Annotated in this window: 24 protein-coding genes; 6 read left to right on the top strand and 18 right to left on the bottom strand. The window is 68.1% G+C overall.

Annotated features, from left to right (window positions below; genetic code table 11):
- Positions 1-9 precede the first annotated feature (9 nt).
- Genes ACIQ0W_RS08135 through ACIQ0W_RS08125 form a run of 3 tightly spaced genes read right to left on the bottom strand, consistent with a single transcriptional unit; the run spans position 10 to position 3,019 of the window.
- A complete protein-coding gene (locus ACIQ0W_RS08135) occupies positions 10-882 on the bottom strand; it encodes an N-acetylneuraminate synthase family protein (RefSeq protein ID WP_396642260.1) in 873 nt (290 codons plus the stop codon).
- On the bottom strand, positions 879-2,114 hold the full coding sequence (locus ACIQ0W_RS08130) for a cytidylyltransferase domain-containing protein (RefSeq protein WP_396642259.1): 1,236 nt from the start codon (positions 2,112-2,114) through the stop codon (positions 879-881). Before ACIQ0W_RS08130 ends, ACIQ0W_RS08135 begins: the two co-directional genes overlap by 4 nt.
- Positions 2,111-3,019, bottom strand: coding sequence for a hypothetical protein (locus tag ACIQ0W_RS08125; protein ID WP_396642258.1), 909 nt, complete (start codon positions 3,017-3,019; stop codon positions 2,111-2,113). Before ACIQ0W_RS08125 ends, ACIQ0W_RS08130 begins: the two co-directional genes overlap by 4 nt.
- Positions 3,020-3,216: 197 nt before the next feature.
- On the opposite strand from ACIQ0W_RS08125, the gene ACIQ0W_RS08120 reads away from it, so the two are divergent.
- Positions 3,217-3,807, top strand: a complete 591-nt coding sequence (locus tag ACIQ0W_RS08120) for a TetR/AcrR family transcriptional regulator (RefSeq protein WP_396642257.1) — start codon at positions 3,217-3,219, stop codon at positions 3,805-3,807.
- 14 nt (positions 3,808-3,821) lie between these two features.
- Positions 3,822-5,459, top strand: coding sequence for an MDR family MFS transporter (locus ACIQ0W_RS08115; protein WP_396642256.1), 1,638 nt, complete (start codon positions 3,822-3,824; stop codon positions 5,457-5,459).
- A 15-nt stretch (positions 5,460-5,474) separates the two neighbouring features.
- Here the strand turns inward: ACIQ0W_RS08115 and ACIQ0W_RS08110 are convergent, their stop codons facing one another.
- The 12 genes from ACIQ0W_RS08110 to ACIQ0W_RS08055 form a co-directional block, all read right to left on the bottom strand.
- On the bottom strand, positions 5,475-6,332 hold the full coding sequence (locus tag ACIQ0W_RS08110) for an SDR family NAD(P)-dependent oxidoreductase (RefSeq protein WP_396642254.1): 858 nt from the start codon (positions 6,330-6,332) through the stop codon (positions 5,475-5,477).
- Complete coding sequence (locus ACIQ0W_RS08105; RefSeq protein ID WP_396642253.1) at positions 6,329-7,402, bottom strand: hypothetical protein; 1,074 nt, start codon at positions 7,400-7,402, stop codon at positions 6,329-6,331. The genes ACIQ0W_RS08110 and ACIQ0W_RS08105 overlap by 4 nt, the downstream gene beginning before the upstream one ends.
- Positions 7,399-7,893 carry a UGSC family (seleno)protein gene (locus tag ACIQ0W_RS08100; RefSeq protein WP_396642252.1) on the bottom strand — a complete coding sequence of 165 codons (495 nt, stop codon included), beginning with the start codon at positions 7,891-7,893 and terminating at the stop codon, positions 7,399-7,401. The genes ACIQ0W_RS08105 and ACIQ0W_RS08100 overlap by 4 nt, the downstream gene beginning before the upstream one ends.
- A gap of 190 nt (positions 7,894-8,083) precedes the next feature.
- The gene (locus ACIQ0W_RS08095) at positions 8,084-8,911 is read right to left on the bottom strand and encodes an IclR family transcriptional regulator (protein WP_396642251.1); all 828 of its coding nucleotides are present in this window, start codon (positions 8,909-8,911) and stop codon (positions 8,084-8,086) included.
- Between the two features lie 138 nt (positions 8,912-9,049).
- A complete protein-coding gene (locus ACIQ0W_RS08090) occupies positions 9,050-10,648 on the bottom strand; it encodes an ABC transporter substrate-binding protein (protein ID WP_396642250.1) in 1,599 nt (532 codons plus the stop codon).
- 56 nt (positions 10,649-10,704) lie between these two features.
- The gene (locus ACIQ0W_RS08085; RefSeq protein WP_396642249.1) at positions 10,705-11,475 is read right to left on the bottom strand and encodes an ABC transporter ATP-binding protein; all 771 of its coding nucleotides are present in this window, start codon (positions 11,473-11,475) and stop codon (positions 10,705-10,707) included.
- A gap of 10 nt (positions 11,476-11,485) precedes the next feature.
- The gene (locus tag ACIQ0W_RS08080) at positions 11,486-12,412 is read right to left on the bottom strand and encodes an ABC transporter ATP-binding protein (protein ID WP_396642248.1); all 927 of its coding nucleotides are present in this window, start codon (positions 12,410-12,412) and stop codon (positions 11,486-11,488) included.
- Positions 12,412-13,329, bottom strand: a complete 918-nt coding sequence (locus ACIQ0W_RS08075; protein ID WP_396642246.1) for an ABC transporter permease — start codon at positions 13,327-13,329, stop codon at positions 12,412-12,414. The genes ACIQ0W_RS08080 and ACIQ0W_RS08075 overlap by 1 nt, the downstream gene beginning before the upstream one ends.
- Positions 13,326-14,324, bottom strand: a complete 999-nt coding sequence (locus tag ACIQ0W_RS08070; protein ID WP_396642245.1) for an ABC transporter permease — start codon at positions 14,322-14,324, stop codon at positions 13,326-13,328. The genes ACIQ0W_RS08075 and ACIQ0W_RS08070 overlap by 4 nt, the downstream gene beginning before the upstream one ends.
- Before the next feature lies 1 nt (position 14,325).
- Positions 14,326-15,177 carry an SDR family NAD(P)-dependent oxidoreductase gene (locus ACIQ0W_RS08065; RefSeq protein WP_396642244.1) on the bottom strand — a complete coding sequence of 284 codons (852 nt, stop codon included), beginning with the start codon at positions 15,175-15,177 and terminating at the stop codon, positions 14,326-14,328.
- A gap of 175 nt (positions 15,178-15,352) precedes the next feature.
- Entirely contained in the window at positions 15,353-16,285 is a 933-nt protein-coding gene (locus tag ACIQ0W_RS08060) for an SDR family NAD(P)-dependent oxidoreductase (RefSeq protein WP_396642243.1), read from the bottom strand.
- Positions 16,282-17,067, bottom strand: coding sequence for a glycosyltransferase family A protein (locus tag ACIQ0W_RS08055; RefSeq protein WP_396642242.1), 786 nt, complete (start codon positions 17,065-17,067; stop codon positions 16,282-16,284). The genes ACIQ0W_RS08060 and ACIQ0W_RS08055 overlap by 4 nt, the downstream gene beginning before the upstream one ends.
- A 185-nt stretch (positions 17,068-17,252) precedes the next feature.
- Here ACIQ0W_RS08055 and ACIQ0W_RS08050 point away from each other — a divergent pair, with 185 nt between their 5' ends.
- On the top strand, positions 17,253-17,579 hold the full coding sequence (locus tag ACIQ0W_RS08050) for a hypothetical protein (protein ID WP_396642241.1): 327 nt from the start codon (positions 17,253-17,255) through the stop codon (positions 17,577-17,579).
- A 7-nt stretch (positions 17,580-17,586) separates the two neighbouring features.
- Here ACIQ0W_RS08050 and ACIQ0W_RS08045 read toward each other — a convergent pair whose 3' ends face one another.
- Positions 17,587-18,015 (bottom strand): MarR family transcriptional regulator, encoded by a 429-nt coding sequence (locus ACIQ0W_RS08045; RefSeq protein WP_396642240.1) that lies wholly within the window; start codon positions 18,013-18,015, stop codon positions 17,587-17,589.
- 164 nt (positions 18,016-18,179) lie between these two features.
- Between ACIQ0W_RS08045 and ACIQ0W_RS08040 the strand changes: the two genes are divergently transcribed.
- Complete coding sequence (locus ACIQ0W_RS08040) at positions 18,180-18,557, top strand: hypothetical protein (RefSeq protein WP_396642239.1); 378 nt, start codon at positions 18,180-18,182, stop codon at positions 18,555-18,557.
- A 39-nt stretch (positions 18,558-18,596) separates the two neighbouring features.
- Here the strand turns inward: ACIQ0W_RS08040 and ACIQ0W_RS08035 are convergent, their stop codons facing one another.
- A complete protein-coding gene (locus tag ACIQ0W_RS08035; protein ID WP_396642238.1) occupies positions 18,597-20,078 on the bottom strand; it encodes an SDR family NAD(P)-dependent oxidoreductase in 1,482 nt (493 codons plus the stop codon).
- A gap of 169 nt (positions 20,079-20,247) precedes the next feature.
- On the opposite strand from ACIQ0W_RS08035, the gene ACIQ0W_RS08030 reads away from it, so the two are divergent.
- Entirely contained in the window at positions 20,248-20,655 is a 408-nt protein-coding gene (locus ACIQ0W_RS08030) for an NUDIX domain-containing protein (protein ID WP_396642236.1), read from the top strand.
- Between the two features lie 80 nt (positions 20,656-20,735).
- Positions 20,736-20,882: a hypothetical protein gene (locus ACIQ0W_RS08025; RefSeq protein ID WP_396642234.1), complete on the top strand. Its 147-nt coding sequence runs from the start codon at positions 20,736-20,738 to the stop codon at positions 20,880-20,882.
- Between the two features lie 12 nt (positions 20,883-20,894).
- Here the strand turns inward: ACIQ0W_RS08025 and ACIQ0W_RS08020 are convergent, their stop codons facing one another.
- On the bottom strand, positions 20,895-21,437 hold the full coding sequence (locus tag ACIQ0W_RS08020) for a YaeQ family protein (protein ID WP_396642232.1): 543 nt from the start codon (positions 21,435-21,437) through the stop codon (positions 20,895-20,897).
- Between the last annotated feature and the right edge of the window lie 45 nt (positions 21,438-21,482).

Raw genomic sequence — 21,482 nt, 5'->3', positions numbered from 1 at the left:
ACACGACTCTCATGTCAACACTCGCCGCAGCTTCGCCATGGGCGCCTGCTCGCCCGGGAAGACGCGCTTGACACCGTCGCCGAGCGCCTGCTCGATGATCCGGATGTCGCGGACGAGATGCTGCAGCCCCGCCGGTTCGAGAGAGGCGGCGTGATCGGATCCCCACATCGTGCGGTCCAGTGTGATGTGGCGCTCGACCGCGACGGCGCCGAGCGCCACCGCGGCAACCGAGATCTGCAGCCCGCGCTCGTGTCCCGAGTAGCCCACGGGAACACCCGGGTAACGATCGCGAAGGGTCGGGATGACGCGGAGGTTGGCCTCGTCCGGCTCCATCGGATACGTCGACGTGGCGTGCAGCAACACGAGTCGGTCCGTGCCGAGCACCTCCAGCGCGGCGTCGATCTGGGCGATCGTGGACATCCCGGTCGAGAGGATGATCGGCTTGCCCGTGTCGCGCAGCGCCTGCAGAAGCGGGATGTCGGTGAGGCAGGCAGAGGCGACCTTGTGCGCCACGACGTTGAGGTCCTCGAGGAACGCGACGCTCGGCACATCCCACGGCGAAGCGAACCAATCCAGCCCTCTGAGCAGCGCGTGGTCCGACACCTCGACGTACTGCTCGCGTGTGAACTCCACGCGATAGCGGTAGTCGAGGTACGTCATCGTGCCCCACGGCGTCTCGCGGAGTGTGTCGCGCATGTGCACGGGGGTGGAGATCTCGGGGGTGCGCTTCTGGAACTTCACCGCATCCACACCGGCGTCCGCCGCGACGTCGATGAGCTGCTTGGCGATCTCGACATCGCCGTTGTGGTTCAGACCGATCTCGGCGATGACGTAAGCGGGTCGACCGCCGCCGATCACGCGCGATCCGATGCTTACCGTCATGTTCTCTGCCTTTCGATGGGGATGAGTGATCGCAGAACGCGGTCGGAGAGTTCGCGGACCGCGCCGTCTCCTCCCGCCCGTGTGAGCACGACGCGCGCGGCGGCGAGCACGAGGGGGTGCGCGTCGGGCACGGCGACGGGCCAACCGACGAGGTTCAGGCAGGCCAGGTCGTTGATGTCGTTGCCGACGTAGGCGACGCTCGAGAGCGGTACGCCGGTTTCGGCCGCCCACTCGATCAGGGCGGCCGCCTTGTCGTCGACGCCCTGCCGCACGTCCACCCGCAGCTTGCGCGCGCGTGCCGACACGACGGGGTTCGTCTCGGTCGAGAGGATGAGCACCGGGATGCCGGCCCGTCGGAGTTCGGCGACACCCATGCCGTCCGACCGGCTCACGCGCACCGTTTCACGACCCTCGGCATCCGTCGTGGCGGTGTCGTCGGTGTGCACGCCGTCGAAGTCGGTCACGACGGCGACGGCATCGATCGACCCGGGCTGACCGCCGACGTCATGCAGGAGCGGAGCGATCGCGCTCGCCGTCACCATCGCCAGGGACAACTGCTCTTCCGTGTCGATCTCGAGGGCAGAGCGCTCGGCGACCTCCACAACCCCGACCCGCCCGAAGAACCGGTGGCGGGCCCCGCGAAAGCCGGGTGCGCGCATGACGTAGAACGCACCGGTCTCGAGGTAGTGCGGCTCACGGTCCTGGCGTCTCGGCCGCGTACTCGACTCGTGGTTGACTCCGCGCGCGATGCCGGATGCATCCGCCGACCACAGGAATCCGTAGGTCTCGATCGCCGAGAACACGGAGTCGAAGGATCCGTCCCGCACGAGCCCGATGGCGCGATCGAGATCGCGCGGATCGATGAAGGGCGACGTCGCCTGCAGGAAGACCAGGATGTCGGTCTCGACACCCGTTTCCGCGAGGGTGTCGAGGGTGTGCAGGAGCGCGCTCTCGCTGGTGGCCGTGTCGCCGGCGAGATCGGCCGGGCGGGCGACGACCTGCGCGCCCCATTCCTCGGCGACGGCCCCGATCTCGGCATCGTCCGTCGAGACCACGACCCGATCGATGGATGCGGTTGCCCGGGCTGCGGCTACCGCTCGGCCGACGAGCGGCACTCCCCCGACACGACGCACGTTCTTGCGCGGCACGCCCTTCGACCCCCCGCGCGCCGGGATGATCGCGACGACCTCGCCCCTCGCCGCGTTCACGACGTCGCTCACGCCCTCGCTCACGACGCCCCGCTCCGCAGCGCGACGCTGCGAACGGCACAGTCCGGCCGCAGCACAAGCGGCAACGTCGTCGTCGTCGAAGACGGCAACGTCACGATGTCGAGCCGCTCGATCGCGCCCGCCAGCACCATCTCGACGGGCAGCGACTGCCGGTCCAGGTGCACCCCGGCAATCGCCGCGACGGCGACGAGCTGGCTTTCCGGCTCACGTCGGTGCGGCAGGTAGGTGACGGGTGCTCGGGATGCCTCGACCCGAACCCACTCGAGATATTCCGCGAGCGGCATCCGTCCGTCCACGGGGCGAGCACTGCCGAGCAGGACGCGTCCGGCGGTCGTCGTGACGAACGCACGCGCGGTGCGGCGGGTCCACTCGAAGGCGTGGCGAGCCACCCGGTAGCCGTGCTCGTCGAGCTCGCTCGAGCGTTCCTCGCCGAAGTCGAAAGCCGTGAAGAAGTCGACCTGCCCAGACCGGGCGCGACCCGCGATCTGGTCCAGCGCGAACGGTGCCACCCTCGCGCCGAGGCCGTGTTCGGAGACACCGGGCCGAGCGAAGGGGCGGCGACCCACGAGTGTGTCGGCGAACGCGATGGCATTGGCCCCGTCGTCCAGGAACGTGATGCGCTGCGGGCGCAGGATGCTCGCGGCGAGACGGAACTGCCCCGAGAATCCGTCGCCGACGAGCCAGTGCTTGTGTCGTGCAAGAAGATTCCACGGAATGCCGAGGTAGGGCGCGCACTGCCCGAAGAGCGCACCCCGCGCGATGAGTTCGTCAGCCGTCTCGGGCATCTGCGGCGTCAGACGTCCCGCGATGGGCACACGGCGCCGATGCGCCGCCGCCCATTCCGCCGCGCCGACCAGTTGCAGCGGAGACTCCACCCAGGCCACGACCGGCGTCGGTTCCGGACTCATTCCCGCCTCCACTCCGTTGCGCGTTCGGACGGAGATTTCACGTTGCGGGGTCAACGTGAACGACGGGCACCACTCACGTGAAGCGCACCGATCGCCGACGTGAACGATCGGGACCGATGGCTCACCGCCTTCTGGTTGAGGCGACGTCCCCCGGTTGTGTGCACTAGTACATCGTTTGTGCAACAATGCACTCTGTGATGGATAGTGCACCCGAGTCTCTGCGTAGCCGTCAGTTGGCGGAGACCTCGCGACGTTTGCGGGCGGAGGCGCGGCGGCTGACCGCCGAGCGCGGCTTGGGCGGATTCACGGTCGAAGAAGTCTGCAGTGAGGTGGGGGTGTCCCGCCGCACGTTCTTCAACTATTTCGCGTCGAAAGAGAACGCCGTCCTCGGCATCGCCGCACGGACCGACATCTCGGACCTCGACGAGGCCTTCCTCGCTTCGCGCGAGGACGTTCTCGATGCCGTGGCGGAGCTGCACATCGCCCGCTGGGAGCGGATGGACATGAGCCCAGCGGAGGTACCCGCACTCGTCGCGGCGTTCACCCGCGCCCCGCAACTCGTGCAGCACCTGCTCGATATCGCCGCGATCGGCGAGCGTGAGGACGCTGCACTCGTGGCCCGCCGCGAGGGGTGGGCGGAGGATGATCCGCGTGCCGCGATCGCCGTACAGCTGATCACCGCACTCATCCGTCCGACCGTGTCCGAATACTTCGCCGACACGGGCGAAGACTTCCGAACCGTGATGATGCGCAAACTCGCCATCGCCCGCGCCTTCTTCGCCGCCTGACCCGAACGGATCGCATGTCTCAGACCATCCCCGCGCCCTTTCTGCTGACCAAGCGGCGCATCTGGATCATCTTCGGCGCGCTGCTGGCGGGCATGCTGCTTGCGAGCCTCGATCAGACCATCGTCTCGACCGCGATGCCGACGATCGTCGGCGAACTCGGCGGCGTCGAACACCAGGTGTGGATCACGACCGCGTACCTGCTCGCGACCACGATCGTGATGCCGATCTACGGCAAGTTCGGCGATGTCCTCGGCCGCCGCAACCTGTTCCTGCTCGCGATCGCGCTGTTCACGCTCGCCTCGGTGGGTTGCGCCCTGACGACCGATTTCTGGGCTTTCGTCGTCTTCCGTGCCATGCAGGGTCTCGGCGGCGGCGGACTGATGATCCTGTCGCAGGCCATCATCGCCGACATCGTGCCGGCCCGTGAGCGCGGCAAGTACCTCGGCGTCCTCGGTGCGGTCTTCGGTCTCGCCGCCGTCGGCGGGCCCCTCCTGGGCGGCTTCTTCGTCGACCACCTGACCTGGCAGTGGGCCTTCTGGATCAACATCCCGGTGGGTATCGCCGCGTTCGGGATCGCCCTCGGCGCCCTGACGCTGCCGAGCAAGAAAGCCACCGCACCCATCGACGTGCTGGGGGTCCTCTTCCTCTCGATCGCCACGACCTGCCTGATCTTCTTCACGGACTTCGGTGGCGACTCGGCTCACGGGTGGGCCGCCCTCGAGACGTGGGCTTGGGGCGTGGGGCTCCTGGCCGCGGCCGTCGCCTTCGTCGTCACGGAAGCGCGGGCGGCGGACCCGATCATCCCGCTGAGCCTGTTCCGCAACCCGATCTTCGTGAACGCGACCGCGATCGGGCTCACGCTGGGTCTCGGGATGTTCGCGGCGATCGGGTTCATCCCGACGTTCCTGCAGATGTCGTCCGGGACGTCCGCCGCGGCATCCGGACTGCTCATGCTGCCCATGATGATCGGCCTCATCGGCACCTCGATCGCGTCGGGGCTGCTGATCACCCGCACCGGGCGCTACAAGATCTTCCCGATCGTCGGGACACTCCTGACCGCGGCCGCAATGGTGGCGCTGACGACGCTGACCGCCGCGACGCCCATCTGGCTGATCTGCGTCTTCCTGTTCGTGTTCGGCGCGGGACTCGGCCTGATCATGCAGGTCGTCGTCCTCGTCGTCCAGAACGCGGTACCGTCGGCCCAGATCGGCACGGCCACGAGCACCAACAACTACTTCCGCGAGGTCGGCGCCGCCCTCGGCGTGGCCGTCTTCGGTGCGATCTTCACCAACCGGCTCACGCAGAACCTGACCGACGTCTTCACCGCGGCGGGCGCCTCACCCGAGGATGCCGCGAACTCGACGGCGACGATCGACCCCCGTGTTCTCGCCACCCTGCCGGACGATGTGCGCGACGGCATCGTCACCGCCTACGCGGACGCCTTGGCACCCGTCTTCTGGTACCTGCTGCCGTTCATCGGCCTGGCGTTCGTCCTGTCGCTATTCCTCAAGCAGATTCCGCTGTCGGATGTCGCGGGACTCGTCGCGCGTGGGGAAGCGGTCGGCGGCGACGAGGCCGAACGCCTCCAGGCCGAAAGAAACAAGGCCGAGCGAATCGACGCCGCGCGAATCGACGCCGCGCGCCGCGCCTGAAGCGCGGCCCGAACCTCAGTTCGCCTTCGGAGGCCGAGTGCCGCCCGCAGAACCGGTGTTCTGCGGTTTGTTGCCCCCGCCGTCGACCGACAGCACCTGACCCGTGATCCAGCGGGACTGGTCGGTCGTCAGGAAGAATGCGGCGGCGGCGATGTCCCAGTTGTTACCCTCGGTCTGCATGGCGACGTTCTGGCGACGGAACTCGCGCTGCTCTTCCGTCATGCCGCGCGCGGCGAACGCACCCCAGATCATCCCGACGCGAACGCAGTTGACACGGATGCCTCGATCCGCGAGCGTCCCGGCTGCGCCCACGCTGAGCTTCTCGAGCGCGGACTTCGCAATGCTGTACGGCATGCCCGGCCCGCGACCCTCCGCGGCGCCCGACGAGATCGTCACCATCGCTCCGCCACGGGTCATGTGCTTCTGCGCGGCGCGCAGGACGTACCAGACCGACTTCAGATTCAGGTCCATCGCGAGGTCCCACTGGTCTTCGGTGGCCTCGAAGATCGGCTGAACCCCCGTGCCGCCGACCGAGTCTGCGACGACGTCGAGCCGCCCGAAGTGCTCGTGCGCGGCGTCGATGGCCGCGGTTGTGGAATCGGGGTCGGTCAGGTCGGCGAGGAACGCCTCGGCCTGCCCGCCCGCGGAGCGGATCGCCTCGACCGTCCGCGCCGCGGCGGCCTCATCGCGGTCCACAACCGCGATCGCTGCCCCGTTGCGGGCGTACAGCCAGGCGAGGGCGAACCCCACACCACCGAGAGGCCCACTCAACCCGCCGCCCGCGACGAGGGCGACCTTGCCCTCGAGCCACGGCGCCTGGGCACTCGCCAACGGATCCGAGACCGGGGTCTCCCAGTTCTCTTCTGTGCTCATCGGTCGCGGTCCTCTCGTCGTGAATCGATCGGGAACGCCTGTCCCGACCAGGTGCCGAAGACCCGCAGGACCATCGACATCGCCGCGTTCCGCGACCCGGCCACGATGATCGGCAGGCTCTGCGGGGTTGCGTCGGCGAAGACCGGATGGAAGTGGTCGTCGTCGAAGGGCCCGTCGGCGTGGCGGCTCTGCGCCTTGCCGACGGCTGCCAGCTGCGCCTCGGTCTTGCCCGAGTGCTGCACGAGCCACTCGCGGACATCCTGTTTGCTCATCCCGGCCTCGGCGAAGACGCGGGCGTGATCGGGGTTGAGCAGGATGCCGACGGAGGCGGTGCGGAAGATCCAGGTACCGGATCGCGAAATCGTGTCGGCGAAGTCCCGGAGCACCTCGACCGGATCGGTGAAGTGCCGATTGTCGACGAACTCGCACGTTCGCAGCAACATGACGCTCACGGCATCCTGACCCGCGGCGAGCCCGCCGTCGACCGAGAACGGCTCCCACGGTGAACCCTCCTCATCCTCGCCGATACCGAGTTGCCAGCGTCCGGGTAGGCCCTGGGTGGCCTGCTCGAGCTCGTGCGGGATGATCCCGAAGCTGTTGCGCACCGTGAGGCCCAGGGCGCGCGGGATGGTCGCGTTGGCACGGAAGCCCGGTCCGAGCACACCCCCGGTCGAGTTGATCCCCAACCGCTCACGGATCGGTCCGTTCACCACGACCAGTGGGGAGGGCCCGCTCGTGCTCTGCCAGCCACCCCCTCCCGCCGCCCGGTCGGCGCCGAGGGCTTCCCACGCCGCGACCACGACCGGGAAGTATTCGGGGCGACATCCCGCCATGACCGCATGGACGGCGACGTCGCGCACCGTTGCCTCGCGGCCGAGCTGCGCGTGACGCGCGATGATCTCGTCGCTGTCGCGGTCGGTCCTCTCCAGAAAGAGCGCGACCGCGTCATCCGTGGCCGGAACGGCCGGAAGCCCGTCCGTCCAGCCGCGCTCGTACAGGTGTTCAATGACCTCGGTGGCCGCGACCGGGTCGAGTTCGATCGGTTCGCGCTCGATCGCCTGCGTACTCATGCCGCCCGCTCGTCGGCGGTGCCCGTCAGTCGCGACACGATCTCGCCCACGAGCTCACCCGCGCGCACGGCGATTCCGTCCGCTGCGAGGTTCGCAACCGGATGCTCCGTTACAAGGAACGGGTAGTCTGCGCGTCCCTTGAGCGCGGCCATCGCGGTCGAGGTCGCGACGAAGGCCTCCGTGCAGATGACCGCGGTGGGGATGCCGGCCCGCTCGAGGGCGATCCCGTCGGCGACCGCCGCCGCGCTGCAGGACCCGCAGTCGCCGACGCCCACGACGACGACGTCGCAGTCGCGCCGCAGGTCGTTCAGCATGTCGTCCGGCAGCGGCATCGCGAACTGCTTCTTCGTACGTCGCACCAGAGTCCCCGCGCCCTGCTCGGCCTCGAGGAGGGCGCCGACAGCGTCGAGGATCTCGGCCGCGTTGCGCTTGGTGTTCTCGAGAAGGCCCACCCGCAAGCCCGCGAGGCTCGCCACTCGGGGGGACACCATCGGGACCACTGTCGTGCTGTCTGTCGAGTTCGCCACCCGGCTCCGGGTGGGATCGATAATCGCAACGGGCATCATCAACCTCCGCTTCCCTGCGTTCGCTATGTGACTGCCACTATCTCGGGCCGGCGGCCACGCGTCGCCCTCCGATTCCGCGCGACGGAAGGTCGCCGCACTCACAACCGACGGCCGATCAGCTCAGCCCGGCGTGGCGGCGGTTGAAGTCGATCGTTCTCGGGTCGAGGCGCGTGTCGCGCTCGGCCAAGGTGTTGGTGATGCGCGCGGCCGCCATCACGACCATGTCGATGTAGCGTCCCGGGTCGTTCTGGCCCGTGACGTAGACGACGCCCACCGCCGTATCGACGGTGCCATCGGGGTTGAACACGGGCGCGGCGACGGAGCCGGCGCGGGGTGCGAGGTGCCCCTCGAGGACGACGTACCGTTGTCGCCTGATCTCGCTCAGTCGAGCGCACAGGGCGGCGGGATCGGTCAGAGTCCGGGACGTGTAGCGCTTGAGCGGTGCGGAGAGATACTCCTGCACGAAGGCATCCCGTGCGAACGCGAGCATGACCAGCCCGGTCCCGGCGACGTGCAGACGGAGGCGCCCACCGATGCGGTTCTCGCCCGTGTAGTTCGGGTGGGCGCGCAGCGCCTCGAGGTAGACGACGGAGTCGTCGTCGCGGGCCGCGAGATGAACCGTCAGCCCGCTCGAGCGGTGCAGCTCGACCAGGTGCGGCAAGGCCTGTTCGCGCAGACTCAAACCCTGGGTCGACGACGATGCCAGGTCGAGGAATTTGCGGCTCAGGCGATACCGGCCGTGCGCGTCGACCTCGAGCCCACCCCATTCGAGGACCTCGTGGACGAGTCGGTGCGTCGTCGTGAGCGTCAGTCGCGCGTGCCGACTGATCTCACTCAGAGTGAGGGCCCCACCGCCCTCCGCGAAGGCTCCCAAGAGGGCGAGAACCCGTCCCGCTGCGGTCCTCTTGTTCGAGTCGATCGGGGTCACGGCTTCCACCGGCATGCCTCCGCTTCATTGCGTAGACGCGGCGACTGTAGATGTCGCTGCGTCGCGAGCTATCCGTCCCCCATCGTGACGGAAGACACCCCCGGTACCGAGGGTGTCTTCCGTCAGGCGGAACGAGTTCCGCGCGAAGGCGGGTCAGCCGATGAGCTCCATCGACGTCCAGGGGGTCAGGTTGGTGGACGGCATCTGCTCGTCCATGCCTGACCAGCGCGAGGTGTTCAATGTGGGCAGCCAGCCCGTGTACCAGGCGAGCGGTGCGTAGAACATGAGCTCCTTCGCGCGCTCCTGCAGGTCGCGGAACGCCTCGCCGCGAGCCTCGCGATCCGTCGAGGAGAGCGCCGCATCTGCCGCCTCCGTGATGCCCTCGTCGCAGATCCCGGACGGGTTGGTGGCGGCCGCCTTGTTGGGATTGCACCCGTACCAGCGCACGATCCCGAGGCTCGGGTCGGCGCCGAGGGTCGAGCGGAGGAATGCCAGGTCGAAGTCGCTCTCGGTGTAGACCTTCTCGGTGTACACGGCCGAGGCGCTTCCCACGAGATTCAACTTGATGCCGACCTCTTCGAGCTGAGCGGCCGCCATCTCGGTGACCGAGGCGACCTCGCTGAGCTCGGTGATGTACCGGGCGTTCAGCGTGAAGCGGTAACCATCGGAGCCGACCGGGTACCCCGCGGCATCCAGTGCCTCGTTGATCTCGTCCACGTCATGCGGGAAGTCGTCCGAGAAGTTGATATCGGTGTTGACCGCCCAGTCGAGCGCTTCCGGGAAGAACGTCTCGGCCGCGGTGCCCTTGCCCCCCAGAGCGACGTCGACCATCTCTTCGCGATCCAGGGCCGCGAACACGAGCGCACGGACCTCGGGATCACTGAGGTTCGGGCTCAACGCGTTGAACATGACCGTGATGACCTGTGGGAATCCGCCGCCCGTCATCTGCTCGATGTTGTCGCGGCCATCGCCCTGAGACTGCTGTGCCGGGTCGAGCGCCGCCTGATCGACCTCGCCCGCGAACAGCGACAGCGCACGGCTGTTGGGGTCGGCCATGACGGGGTAGATCGCGCGATCGACCTGCACCTCGCCATCCCAATAGTTCGGATTCTTCACGAGGATGACTTCGGTGCCGGACTGAAACGACTCGAACATCATCGGGCCCGTCCCGATCGGTGCGAGGTTGGCGGGGTTGGTGACGTAGTCGGTGCCCTCGTAGACGTGCTTCGGCAGCATGTACTGCAGCGCGAGCGTCTCGATGGCCGGGCCGTACGTCTCCGTCAGGGCGACTTCGACCGTGGTGTCGTCCACGACCTCGACGGATCCGATCCGCGCGGCGAGTCCGGCGCCGAACGTCTGAAGTTCGACGATCTCTTCGAGGTTGAACTTCACATCCTCGGCCGTGAACGGCTCGCCGTCGTGCCACGTCACGCCCTCGCGAAGGGTCAGGGTGATCAGCGTGCCGTCGTCGCTGACCGCCCACTCTTCGGCGAGCCCGGGGCTCAGTTCATAGTCGTCCGAAATGCGGATCAGGGTGTCGAACATCTGGGCACTGAATGCGGTCGGCGATGCGCCGCTCGTCAGCTGGGCGTTGAAACTCTGGGGGTCTGCCCCGATGGCCTGGACGTAGATGCGCTCTTCGCCACCGGACGAGTCATCGCCTCCGTCGTCGCCGGAGCAGGCGGTGAGGACGAGCCCGACCGCCGCGATCGCGGCAAGGACTCCGATGCTGCGTTTGTGTGCTGTGAACACGTTCACTGCCTCTCTGCACGTGTCGTCTGTGACACGGTGCGATGTTGTGGTGCGGTTCAGGGGTTTTCGAGCGGGGCGAGTTCTGGCGACGCCGCCAGCAGGGTTCGCGTGTACGGATGCTGCGGGTCGGCGAAGAGCCGGTCTTTCGGGCCTTCCTCGACGATGTCGCCGGACTTCATCACGTATACGTAGTCGGCGACCTTGCGGACGACGGGCAGATCGTGGGTGATGAAGACGTAGCCGACGCCGATGGTCTGGGTCAGGTCTGCCATGACCCGCAGGACACCCGCTTTGACCGAGGCGTCGAGCGCCGAGACCGCCTCGTCGGCGACGATGATGCGGGGGTCGAGCGAGATCGCTCGCGCGATGAGCACGCGCTGGCGCTGACCGCCGCTGAGTTCGTGGGGGAAGCGGTCGAGGAAGCGCTCGGCGGGCTCCATCCCGACGAGCTCGAGCGCTTCCGTGACCTTCTGGCGGATGGCGTCGCGACCGCGGGCGATCTTGTGCAGCCGCACGACCTCGCCGATCGTCTGCTCCACCCGCTTGCGCGGATTGAGCGACCCGGCCGGGTCCTGCAGCACCGCCTGAACCCGGCGGCGATACTCGCGTCGCTCGGCGCGGGTGAGACGCGAGACGTCTTTGCCGTCGAGCTCGACCGATCCTCCGGTCGCGGGGATCAGGTCCAGCAGCAGCCGCGCGAGCGTGCTCTTGCCGCTCCCGCTCTCGCCGACGATCGCGACGAACTGACCGGGTTCCGCACGCAGCGTGGCCTCGCGAACGGCCACCACCTGCCCGCCGCCCCGACGGCCACGGAAGGACTTGGTCACCGATTTCGCCTCAAGAAGCACGGGCGGCCACCTCCTCCGAGAGTTCGCGGCGCAACTCCCACGGGATCGAGTAGAGGTCCACCGTGTCGTCCGAGAGACTCCGGACGCTGCGCAGCAGCGCCTGGGTGTACTTGTGCTTCGGGCGCATCAGGACGTCGCTGGTCGCGCCCTCCTCGACGACGTGGCCGTTGTACATGACGTAGATGCGGTCGGTCATACTCCCGACGACCGCGAGGTCGTGCGAGATCAGGATGAGCGAGTTGCCGAGCTGCGACACCGTCTCGTCGAGGGTCTTCAGAACGCGAGCCTGCACCGTAGCGTCGAGCGCCGTGGTCGGCTCGTCCGCGATGATCAGGTCGGGGAGTTTCGCGATGGCGATCGCGATCAGCACACGCTGACGCATCCCTCCGCTCAGTTCGTGGGGGAACTGCAACGCCACCTGCTCGGGCTTGTCGAGGCCGGCGAGAGTCAGGTAGCGCACCACCTCGGCCGAGCGCTCGCCGCGGATGCGCTTGGCCTTCGGATCGAGAGACTCCGCGACCTGCGCCCCGACCTTCATGGTCGGGTTCAGGAAGGTCAGCGGGTCCTGGAAGATCATGCCGATCCGCCGCGACCGCACCTCGGCCCAGGCCTCGGCCGAGGCGCCGTTCATCTCGTGCCCGGCAAACCGGATCGAACCCGCGACCCGCACCCGCGGCGACCCCGGCAACAGGCCCGAGATCGCCCGACCGGTGACCGACTTGCCCGATCCGGACTCGCCGACGATGCCGACGCGTTCGCCGTCGTGCACGGTGATGCTGACACGGCTCACAGCCTCGACCTCGGTGCGGTCGCCGGTCGGCAGGTGCACCTTGAGGTTCTGCACCCGCAGGATGGGCTCGGCACCCGCGACGCGTGTGTCGCGCTCGGCCTGCCGTTGTGTCGTGGTCAGGGACATCACTTCACCCGCCCGATCGTGGGGTTGAGCGCGTCGTTCAGGCCGTCGCCGAGGATGTTGACGGCGAGCACGACGAGGAAGATGCACATGCCGGGGAAGAGCGCGAGCCACCATGCCTGCTGCATATAGGGCTGCGCGGAGTTCAGCAGCGCGCCCCAGCTCGGGCGGTTCGTGTCGCCGATACCGAGATAGGCCAGGCCTGATTCGACCAGGATGGCGCGGCCGACGGTCATGCTGGTCGCCACCAGCACGGGCGGCATGGCGTTCGGGATGACGTCCGACCAGAGGATACGGATGCCTCCGAAGCCCGCCGCCTTCGCGGACTCGACGTACCCGAGCTTCGAGATCCGCATGGCTTCGGCCCGAACGATCCTCGCCCCGCTCGGCCACATCGTGATGGCGAGGATCGCGACGATGATGACGATGTTCGATCCAAGGAGCGCCGCCGCAACGAGCGCGAGGATCAGTCCCGGAAGCACCTGGAAGAACTCGGCGACCTTCACCAGGGCGGTGTCGATGAACCCGCCGTAGTACCCCGCGAGCCCGCCCACGACGATGCCGATCGTCATGCACAGCACCGCGACGCTGAAGCCGACGAGCAGTGAGATCTGGCCGCCGTAGACGACCCGTGCCAGGTAGTCGCGACCGAGCGCGTCCGTGCCGAGGGGGAACTCCCCGCTCGGCGGCAGCAAGGGCGGATTGCCGGTCGAGACCGGGCTGCCCACGAAGTACGGACCGACTACCGAGACGATCACGAAGATCAGCAGCATCGGAAGGAAGATCAGGGTGGAGGGCTTCCGGAGGAAGATCCCCCACACGGAGGGTCTGCTCGCGACCCGCCCCTCGGTGGGTGCCGGAGGAACGCCGCCCACCGGTGCATCAGCGCCGAGCTCGATTGCCTCGCCTGTCGTGGTCATGAGGCCACCTCGACCTTCCGCGTGCTGCTGATCTTTCGGGTGAGTTGCGACCGCAGGCGCGGATCGACGATGCCGTAGACGATGTCCGTGAGGATGTTGACGATGATGATCGTGACCGTGAGGACGATCACGACGCCCAGCACGACCTGGTTGTCCTGCCGCCCGATCGCGTCGATGAACAACAGACCCATGCCGGGCCACCCGAACACGCGCTCGACGAGCACGGACCCGGCCAGGATGAACCCGAGGCTGTACCCCGAGATCGTGACCATGGGCAGGAGCGCGTTCGGCAGCGCGTGACGCCAGAGCACGCGCCGCGGCGTCAGGCCTTTCGACCGGGCGGTGTCGATGAAGTCCTGGCTCAGCGACTCGATCATCGAGGCCCGCATGATGCGCGTCTTGTAGGCGACCTCGCTCGTGGCCATCGTGATGATCGGCAGCACCATGTACTGCAGCGCGATGCCCTCCTGCCCGTACGGCGCCTTGCCCTGCGTGGGCAACCAGCCGAGCGTGAGCGAGAAAATCATGATGAGCATCATGCCGAGCCAGAAGTTCGGCACGGAGAAGAGGGCCACGGCCGCGCCCGAGATGCCGCCGTCGAGCCAGCGGCGCCGGGTTCGTGCCGCGATCGACCCCAGGATGATCCCGAGGGTCGTCGAGATCAGGAACGACGGAACGGCCAGTGCCAGGGTGTTGCCCGCCCGTCCCAGGATGAGTTCGAGAACGGGCTCGTTGGTTCCGAACGAGTAGCCGAGGTTTCCGGTGAACACGTTGCCGAGGTAGATGAAATAGCGCTCCCAGAGGGGCTTGTCGAGTCCGAAAGCCGCGGTGATCTGCGCCTCGAAGGCGGGCGAGATGGGGACATCGCCGACGAGGCTCTGGATGGGGTTGCCGGGTGCGAGTTCGAGCAGGAGGAACAGCACGGTGATCACGGCGATGAACAGCAGCACCGAGGACACGATCAGGCGGGCGATGCGCCCCACGAGTGCGCGCATGTCAGCGACCCTCGCCCGTGTCGTCCGGGCCGATGAGGGGGAAGGCGCTGTTGCCTCCGCCGTCGATCTGCATGGTCTGGGCCGTCACGTGACTCGTCCGCTCATCGGCGAAGAAGGCCACGGCGTTCGCGATGTCGACGGGCATGCCGACCTTGCCGACGGCGACCTTGCGGGCACTCGCGCGGAGGTGCTCCTCGCGGTCCGCGTCCCGCCTTCCCAGCATCGATCGGCTCGTGCCGACGAGGCCGGGGGCGATCGCGTTCACCGTGATGCCCCACCGCGCGACATCCATCGACAGGGCGCGCGTGAGGCCCAGGATGCCGGCCTTCGCCGCCGAGTAGGGCACGGATCGCGGCGCTGCGGTGATGGCGGCCATGGACGAGATATTGACGATGCGGCCGTAACGACCGCGTCGCATCAGGGCGACACCCGCCTGGCACATCAGGAAGGTTCCGGTGAGATTGACGCGGATGAGTTCGTTCCAGGCGTCGAGGCTCAGTTCGCCGATGTCGGCGCGGTCGGGTCCCTGGGGAGCGGCGGCGTTGTTGACCAGGACGTCGAGGCGGCCGAAGCGCTCGTCGACCGTCTCGAGCATTCGGGTGACATCCGCGGGGTCGCCGATGTCCCCCACGAGGGCGACGGCGGTCCGGCCTTCCGCCTCGAGCGCGGCGACGAAGTCATCGATCCCGGTGCCGGGTGCGGCATCCGCATCCCCCTGATTACGGACGCCGCCCGGCTCCCGATCCGTCACGACCACCGCGAAACCGTCGTCTGAGAGGCGGCGCGCGATGGCCTGTCCGACCCCGTCGGATTTGCCACAGCCCGTGATGAGGGCGACGCGAACGTCGAGCATCGGATCTCCTTTGATTCACCGCTCGTAGAACAGTGGAATCACCCTCGCCGCCCTGCCCGGTGCGCTCAACGCCGCATTCCGCCGGACGGAAACTTTCAGTCCGACTGAATAGGCGAGCGCGCACGGCAGTGAGGAGGCGTGCACTCACGACGAATCCCGCGTCTGCTTACGCAGTTCACGCCGAGTCCGACGCATCCTCTCGCCGCATCCGCCCGCGCGCCCCGCCCTCGACGGTGTCACCCGCTTCGCTCGGTGCGTAGATCGTGCCCGCCGTCGGGGGCTGCGAGTCACCTTTCTCCGTCTCGGCATCGATGATACCTGCCGACACGCGCTTCGTGAGGTCGGGGGCGAGACGGTGCGACAGGGCGGCTCCGTGCGCCTTCCACCCGACCGGCTGCCGCTCGCGGGGATCGACGCACGCCTTCACGATCGCGTCGACGACGATGCTCGGGTCATCCATCGCGGCCATCCGCGCCGTGTGCCCGGTGTAGTTGGCGGCGTGCTGCCAGAACGGTGTGTCGATGGCCCACGGCATCACCGTGCCGACCGCGATGGTGTCGGAGTGGCCCGCGAGCCGCAGATCCTCGTTCAGAGATCTTCCCAGGCTGAGGATCGCCGCCTTCGTGGCGGCGTAGGTCGACTGGTAGGCCAGCGGCACCTCGCTCTCGACCGATCCGATGTTGACGAGGGTGCCGGTGCCGCGCTCGACGAAATGGCGCAGTGCGACGTGCGATCCGTAGACATATCCGTTCAGATTCACCTCGACGACGCGCGCATGATCCTCGACCGGCACATCCCAGAAGGCTCCGAGCGCGGCGATACCGACGTTGTTGACCCAGATCTCGAACCCGCCGAATCGCTCGAGCGCGACGCGCGCGATGCGCTGCACGTCCGCGAGGGAGCTGACATCGGCCACCACCGACACAGCCTCGCCGCCCGCGGTCGCGATCTCGGCGACGAGTTCGTCCAGTACGTCACCGCGCCGCGCGGCAACGACCACGCGCGCACCGGAGTGCGCCAATCGCAGTCCCGTACCGCGCCCCAGTCCGCTGGTGGCACCCGTCACGACGACGGTCCTGCCTGCGAGCTCCTCTCCGCGATTGCTCATCCTGCATACCTCCCGCCGGTGCGTGCGCTGCCCCATCGAGTCGCGATCCGGCGCGTCCAGCGCATCGGGGGGAAGTCCTCCGGCATGTGGCGCGCCACCGTGTAGAACCCCCGCCCGAACCGCACGGCGAACAATCGTGCGCTGCGGAACGGTCGGACCGCGATCCGCATGCCGAGCCCTGAGCGGTAGCGGATGCGGTGCTCACGACCGAGGTGGTAGGCGAGGTCGAAATCGTCGTGCACGCGTTGGTCGTGGCGATGCACCGACCCACGCACCGACCGCCAGGCATCCGCGCGCATGGCGAAATTCGAGCCGAAGAGCGAGGGATGGCCGAGCGCCGAAGCTGCGGCGAGGTGATACGCAGCGAGGTACATCCAGGCCAACGGGCTGCGGAGGCGCGGCGGCCCGTCGAGAAATCGCGCCCCGCCCGTGATGGCGTCGATATCCGGACCGTCTCGGAACGCGGCGCGGATCGTTGCCACCCACGTCGGGTCGGGAACGCCGTCGGCATCGAGGCGCGCGATGATCTCTCCGCGCGCCGCGTCATAACCGGCCGAACTGGCCGCGGGGATGCCCGGTTCATCGCACCGGATGACGGTCGCACCGTGCTCCGCCGCCACCCGTGCGCTGCCGTCTTGGGAGCCGTTGTCGACAACAATGATTTCATCGGGGGGCTCGCTCTGGCGGCGAAGCGCCCGCAAGCAGGCATCCAGCTCTGCGGCGTCGTCCTTGACGGGGATCACGACGCTCAGAGTCAAGACACTCACAGTCGGGACGCTCATGATCGGGACGCTCACGATCGGGCGGGCTGCGGATTCCACCTCACGACGGTATGCGGCGCGCAACCGAAGCGCGGACGCCTTGACGGAAGGCACGCGGAGAGTCAGAATGCGCGCCACGCGGGCGGATGCGATCCCATAATGTATGAGCGGCTGCCGACGCGCAGCCGTTCGCACGATGGAGAATGATGACCTACCGCAGCATCAGCACGCTGGAGTCCTGGCTCGGCGAATTCCGTCGGGGCGGACCCGCTCTGGTAGGTCGCGTACGCGTCATTCCGCAGGACGGCGCGGAACGCGCGGATGCGGGACTCGTCGTCGTCGATCTCGCCAATGCGCCGACGGTGACCTACCTGCAGCCGGACGCGGCGGATCCCGGGCGCTGGATCGTGACCATGGAGTCGCGGGAGGATGTCGTCACGGTCGACGCCGGCCAATTGCGCATCCTCGCCGCGGACCTCGAAGCAGTCAGCCGACTCTGCGTCTTTCTGGAGCAGAAGTCGCTGACGGGATAACCCCCGTTCAGCGCGCCGCGGCGACGAGTTCGTCGAGAGCGACTCCGAAGCGGTGACTCTCGTCCATTCCCATGGCTTCCGCAGCCTCGGCGAGTCGCGTATCGAAGCGGGTGAGCGCCGACCAGGGCTCCGCACTCAAGTCGACGGCAAGACTGATGCGATTGACGCGTCGGTCGTCGTCGTCGACGTCGCGGCGCACGACCCCGCGTCCGGCGAGACGGTCGATCATCGTGGTGATTCCCGCGGAGGTGATCCCGAGGTGATCGCGCAGATGGGTCGGGCGGGCGCCCGGGTTCGCGGCGATGAAGAGAAGGGCGCGCGCGTCGACCTCGTTGACCCCGAGCTCCTTGCGGGCGGCGATCATCGCGGCATTGCGCGCATCGGTGAAGCGCTGAAGCGCTTGATCTGCGGTCGTTGCGCTGTCGTGTTCGGTCATCGACACCTCCGGACTCCTCGGCGACTCTAGCAGCGTGCTCCACGAGGTAGTTAATTATCTTAACTAGATTTCCGTAATACCTGCTACGGTCGATCTCACGCCCTCTGATCCCCGTCGGATCGCACGGGCGAGGAGCGAGGGGACTCGCCGGAACGGAGCGCGCAATGGGTCACCTCTTCTACGGGAACACCGAGCGCCCCATCGACATCCCCGACCGGGTGCTCGCGCATGTCAAGGTCGTCGTGGCGACCAAGTTGCGCCGGAACGAAAGCTTCACGATCAGCTGGCGGCATTCCGACGGCGCACCGCGGGGCCGGTCCACCCTCTGGGTGCACCCGTCGATCCCCCTGCGGTTCGTCTTCGAGACGGCCGAGGCAGAGGTGCTGGATCGCGCCTACTTGCACGAACTCGCGCTCGCGGCGGGCTCCAGCGGTGGCATGGTGGTCGATCTCCATCTCGATCCGCTTCCGGCAGAGGTCAGGCAGCTCCCGGCAGCCGCGACAGCTCGCGACGGGGCACGGGAACTGGCCCCGGCCCACTGAGCCGCTGCCCTTCTGAGAAACGAACGACGGGGTCGGTCGTCACCAGGCGCCGGGCGCGTAGTCCTTCAAGAACACTCCGAACAGGTCCTCGCCGGCCTCGCCCCGGACGATCGGGTCGTACACACGAGCGGCACCGTCGACCAGGTCGAGGGGTGCATGGAACCCCTCTTCGGCCAGGCGCACCTTCGTCGGGTGCGGGCGCTCATCCGTGATCCAGCCGGTGTCGACGCTCGTCATGAGGATGCCGTCGGTCTCGAACATCTCGCGCGCGCTCGTGCGCGTCAGCATGTTCACGGCCGCCTTGGCCATGTTGGTGTGCGGATGCCCCGGGCCCTTGTACCCGCGGCCGAACACGCCCTCCATTGCGCTGACGTTGACGATGTAGGTCCGCGGCGAGGGGCTCGCGGCGAGCGCGGGGCGCAGCCGCGAGACGAGCAGGAACGGCGCTGTGGTGTTGGCGAGCTGCACCTCGAGCATCTCGAGCGGGTCGACCTGGTCGACGCGCTGCGTCCACGAGTTGATGTGATCGAGGTCGGGGACGAGACCGCCCGCATCGATCGCCGTGCCCGCGGCGAGGCGATCCAGCGAGCTCGAGCCGGCCGCCATCGCCTGCTCGGTCAACTCGTCGGCCCGCGACGCGGCCGCCGCGAGGATCGGATGCGCCGTCACCGAGCGCTCGAGGGCCTGCGGGTGCTGGTCGTTCGTGTGCCCGAACGTGATCAACTCGGGCAGCGGACCGTCCGGCAGCGGCGCGAGCTCCGCGTCGACCAACGGCTGGTATGCCCCCGGCGAGCGCCGCACGGTCTGCGTCGCGTTGTTGATCAGGATGTCGAGGGTTCCGGCCGCCGCGACATCATCCGCAAGCCCGATCACCTGGGCCGGGTCGCGCAGGTCGATGCCGACGATCTTGAGCCGGTCGATCCACTCGGCCGAGTCGGGCAGGCTGCTGAAACGGCGCACCGCATCGCGGGGGAAGCGCGTCGTGATCGTTGTGTGAGCACCGTCGCGGAGCAGCCGCAGGGCGATGTACATGCCGATCTTCGCCCGGCCGCCCGTCAGCAGTGCGCGCCGACCGGTCAGGTCGGTGCGCGCGTTGCGCTTGGCGTGGCTCATGGCCGCGCAGTCCGGGCAGAGCTGGTGGTAGAAGGCGTCCACGAGCGTGTACGGCTGCTTGCAGATGTAGCAGCCGCGCGCCTTGAGGAGCGTGCCGGCTGTCGGTGCGGTGGTCGCGGTGGTGATGGGGATGCCGCGGGTCTCGTCGTCGATCCGGTCGGGCGCACCGGTCGCGGTCGCGGCGACGACCTCGCGGTCGGCCTGTGCGATGGCATCGCGGATCTCGCGCCGACGGACCTTCTTGACGGCCTTGAACATCGCCGCCGTGGCCTGGCGAACCGCAACGTAATCCGGATGCGTCTGATCGACATCCGACATCCCCGCGAGAACCTTCAAGGTGGTGGCGAGCTCTGTGGGGTCGATGCCGCTCGGGGACAGGTCGGGCAGAGCGGGGGTCTCGTCGGGCACACACGATTCTACGTCGCACCTGTGCCCGGCCGCCGATCCGGCCCGGCCGGGATCGCGAACGGACGCAACACGCCGTGCACCATCGGCCTGCACGGCGTGTTGCGTCCGTCCGCGGGGTATCGCGGGCTGCCGCGGAGCACGGGAGCGCAGGTGTGGGACGATGGCGCCCGTGACCATCGAGCAGCCGATTCCCCGCAGCATCCGCGTCTCGGCCGCCGTCATCACCGACTCCGCGGGCCGGCTGCTCGTGGTCCGAAAGGCGGGGACGACCGCGTTCATGCAGCCGGGAGGCAAACCCGAGCCGGGCGAGAGCGCGGCCGAGACCCTCTCCCGGGAGTTGGCAGAAGAGGTTGGCATCCGGGTCCCGGCCGGCGACCTGCGCCCGCTCGGCGAGTTCACCGCCGCGGCCGCGAACGAGCCCGGATTCGTCGTCGTTGCGGATGTCTTCGGCGCCGACATCGGCAATCAGGAGCCGATTGCCGCGGCCGAGATCGCGGAGTTGCGTTGGATCACCCGCGCGGATGCGGACGCGCTCGAGATCGCCCCGCTCGCCCGCGAGTACTTCTTGCCCTCCTGATTCCCGTCCCGGCTGATTCGCCTCCCGGACGTGTAGCGTCAGCAACACAGGGTCACCGCGGCTCTCGAAGGAGCACGTCCATGGGTGACAAGTCCGCGCGTAAAGAAGGCGGCAAGACCGCAGCCTCCAAGACCCTCAAGGAGAAGCGCACCGCCAAGGCCGACAAGAAGGCCGCGAGCGGCCGGGTCGAGAACACCGACGCGGTGACGCGGGTGAAGAACCGCTAGCCGAGCACGGACCTACGGCACGAGCGCGTGGTCGTGCACCGCTGAGCTCGCGCTCGCGCCGTTCAGGTCGAGGTAGACCTGACGTTCGGTGACCGACAGGGTCATCGTGTTACGGCGGGCGAGCGCGGCAACGGCGTCGTCGATGAATCCCCTGTCGAAGCTGTGCAGCGTGATCGTGTCCGCGCGGTGGATCGGCTTGCCGGTCAGTGCTGCGAGCACCTTCGCGGGATCCCGGTGCGTGTAGACCGTGGTGCGGTCGGCGAGCTTGCTGCCGTAGTGCAGGCGGGCTGCATCCGGCGCCCCGATCTCGATCCAGGCGGTGATGTGGCCGGTCATGTCGCGGACGAGCACGGCGGGTTCATCCGTCGACGAGATCCCCTCGCTGAACGCGATGCCCTCTTCGAACTCGAGCAGATAGGCCAGCACGCGCGTCATCATGTAGGCGTCGGTCTCGGACGGATGCCTCGCCACCCGAAGCGTCAGATCGTCGTAGACACCGCGGTCGACATCGGCGAGTTGCACCGCGAACGTGTGGATTACTGCGCCTGCGGCCATAGCGTCCGAGTCTACGTCCGAGATATCTGCCGATTGATTTACTCC

This window comes from Microbacterium sp., assembly GCF_044340635.1.
Taxonomy (GTDB): Bacteria; Actinomycetota; Actinomycetes; order Actinomycetales; family Microbacteriaceae; genus Microbacterium.
The sequence above is the reverse complement of the archived record's forward strand: the minus strand, read 5'-3'. Positions and strand labels throughout refer to the sequence as shown.

Bases quoted from the DNA above. Each gene is read 5' to 3' on its own strand.
- ACIQ0W_RS08135 (WP_396642260.1), bottom strand. From the start codon at position 882: ATGACGGTAAGCATCGGATCGCGCGTGATCGGCGGCGGTCGACCCGCT.
- ACIQ0W_RS08125 (WP_396642258.1), bottom strand. From the start codon at position 3,019: ATGAGTCCGGAACCGACGCCGGTCGTGGCCTGGGTGGAGTCTCCGCTG.
- ACIQ0W_RS08120 (WP_396642257.1), top strand. From the start codon at position 3,217: ATGGATAGTGCACCCGAGTCTCTGCGTAGCCGTCAGTTGGCGGAGACC.
- ACIQ0W_RS08115 (WP_396642256.1), top strand. From the start codon at position 3,822: ATGTCTCAGACCATCCCCGCGCCCTTTCTGCTGACCAAGCGGCGCATC.
- ACIQ0W_RS08110 (WP_396642254.1), bottom strand. From the start codon at position 6,332: ATGAGCACAGAAGAGAACTGGGAGACCCCGGTCTCGGATCCGTTGGCG.
- ACIQ0W_RS08105 (WP_396642253.1), bottom strand. From the start codon at position 7,402: ATGAGTACGCAGGCGATCGAGCGCGAACCGATCGAACTCGACCCGGTC.
- ACIQ0W_RS08100 (WP_396642252.1), bottom strand. From the start codon at position 7,893: ATGGTGTCCCCCCGAGTGGCGAGCCTCGCGGGCTTGCGGGTGGGCCTT.
- ACIQ0W_RS08095 (WP_396642251.1), bottom strand. From the start codon at position 8,911: ATGCCGGTGGAAGCCGTGACCCCGATCGACTCGAACAAGAGGACCGCA.
- ACIQ0W_RS08080 (WP_396642248.1), bottom strand. From the start codon at position 12,412: ATGTCCCTGACCACGACACAACGGCAGGCCGAGCGCGACACACGCGTC.
- ACIQ0W_RS08075 (WP_396642246.1), bottom strand. From the start codon at position 13,329: ATGACCACGACAGGCGAGGCAATCGAGCTCGGCGCTGATGCACCGGTG.
- ACIQ0W_RS08070 (WP_396642245.1), bottom strand. From the start codon at position 14,324: ATGCGCGCACTCGTGGGGCGCATCGCCCGCCTGATCGTGTCCTCGGTG.
- ACIQ0W_RS08065 (WP_396642244.1), bottom strand. From the start codon at position 15,177: ATGCTCGACGTTCGCGTCGCCCTCATCACGGGCTGTGGCAAATCCGAC.
- ACIQ0W_RS08060 (WP_396642243.1), bottom strand. From the start codon at position 16,285: ATGAGCAATCGCGGAGAGGAGCTCGCAGGCAGGACCGTCGTCGTGACG.
- ACIQ0W_RS08055 (WP_396642242.1), bottom strand. From the start codon at position 17,067: ATGAGCGTCCCGACTGTGAGTGTCTTGACTCTGAGCGTCGTGATCCCC.
- ACIQ0W_RS08050 (WP_396642241.1), top strand. From the start codon at position 17,253: ATGACCTACCGCAGCATCAGCACGCTGGAGTCCTGGCTCGGCGAATTC.
- ACIQ0W_RS08045 (WP_396642240.1), bottom strand. From the start codon at position 18,015: ATGACCGAACACGACAGCGCAACGACCGCAGATCAAGCGCTTCAGCGC.
- ACIQ0W_RS08040 (WP_396642239.1), top strand. From the start codon at position 18,180: ATGGGTCACCTCTTCTACGGGAACACCGAGCGCCCCATCGACATCCCC.
- ACIQ0W_RS08025 (WP_396642234.1), top strand. From the start codon at position 20,736: ATGGGTGACAAGTCCGCGCGTAAAGAAGGCGGCAAGACCGCAGCCTCC.
- ACIQ0W_RS08020 (WP_396642232.1), bottom strand. From the start codon at position 21,437: ATGGCCGCAGGCGCAGTAATCCACACGTTCGCGGTGCAACTCGCCGAT.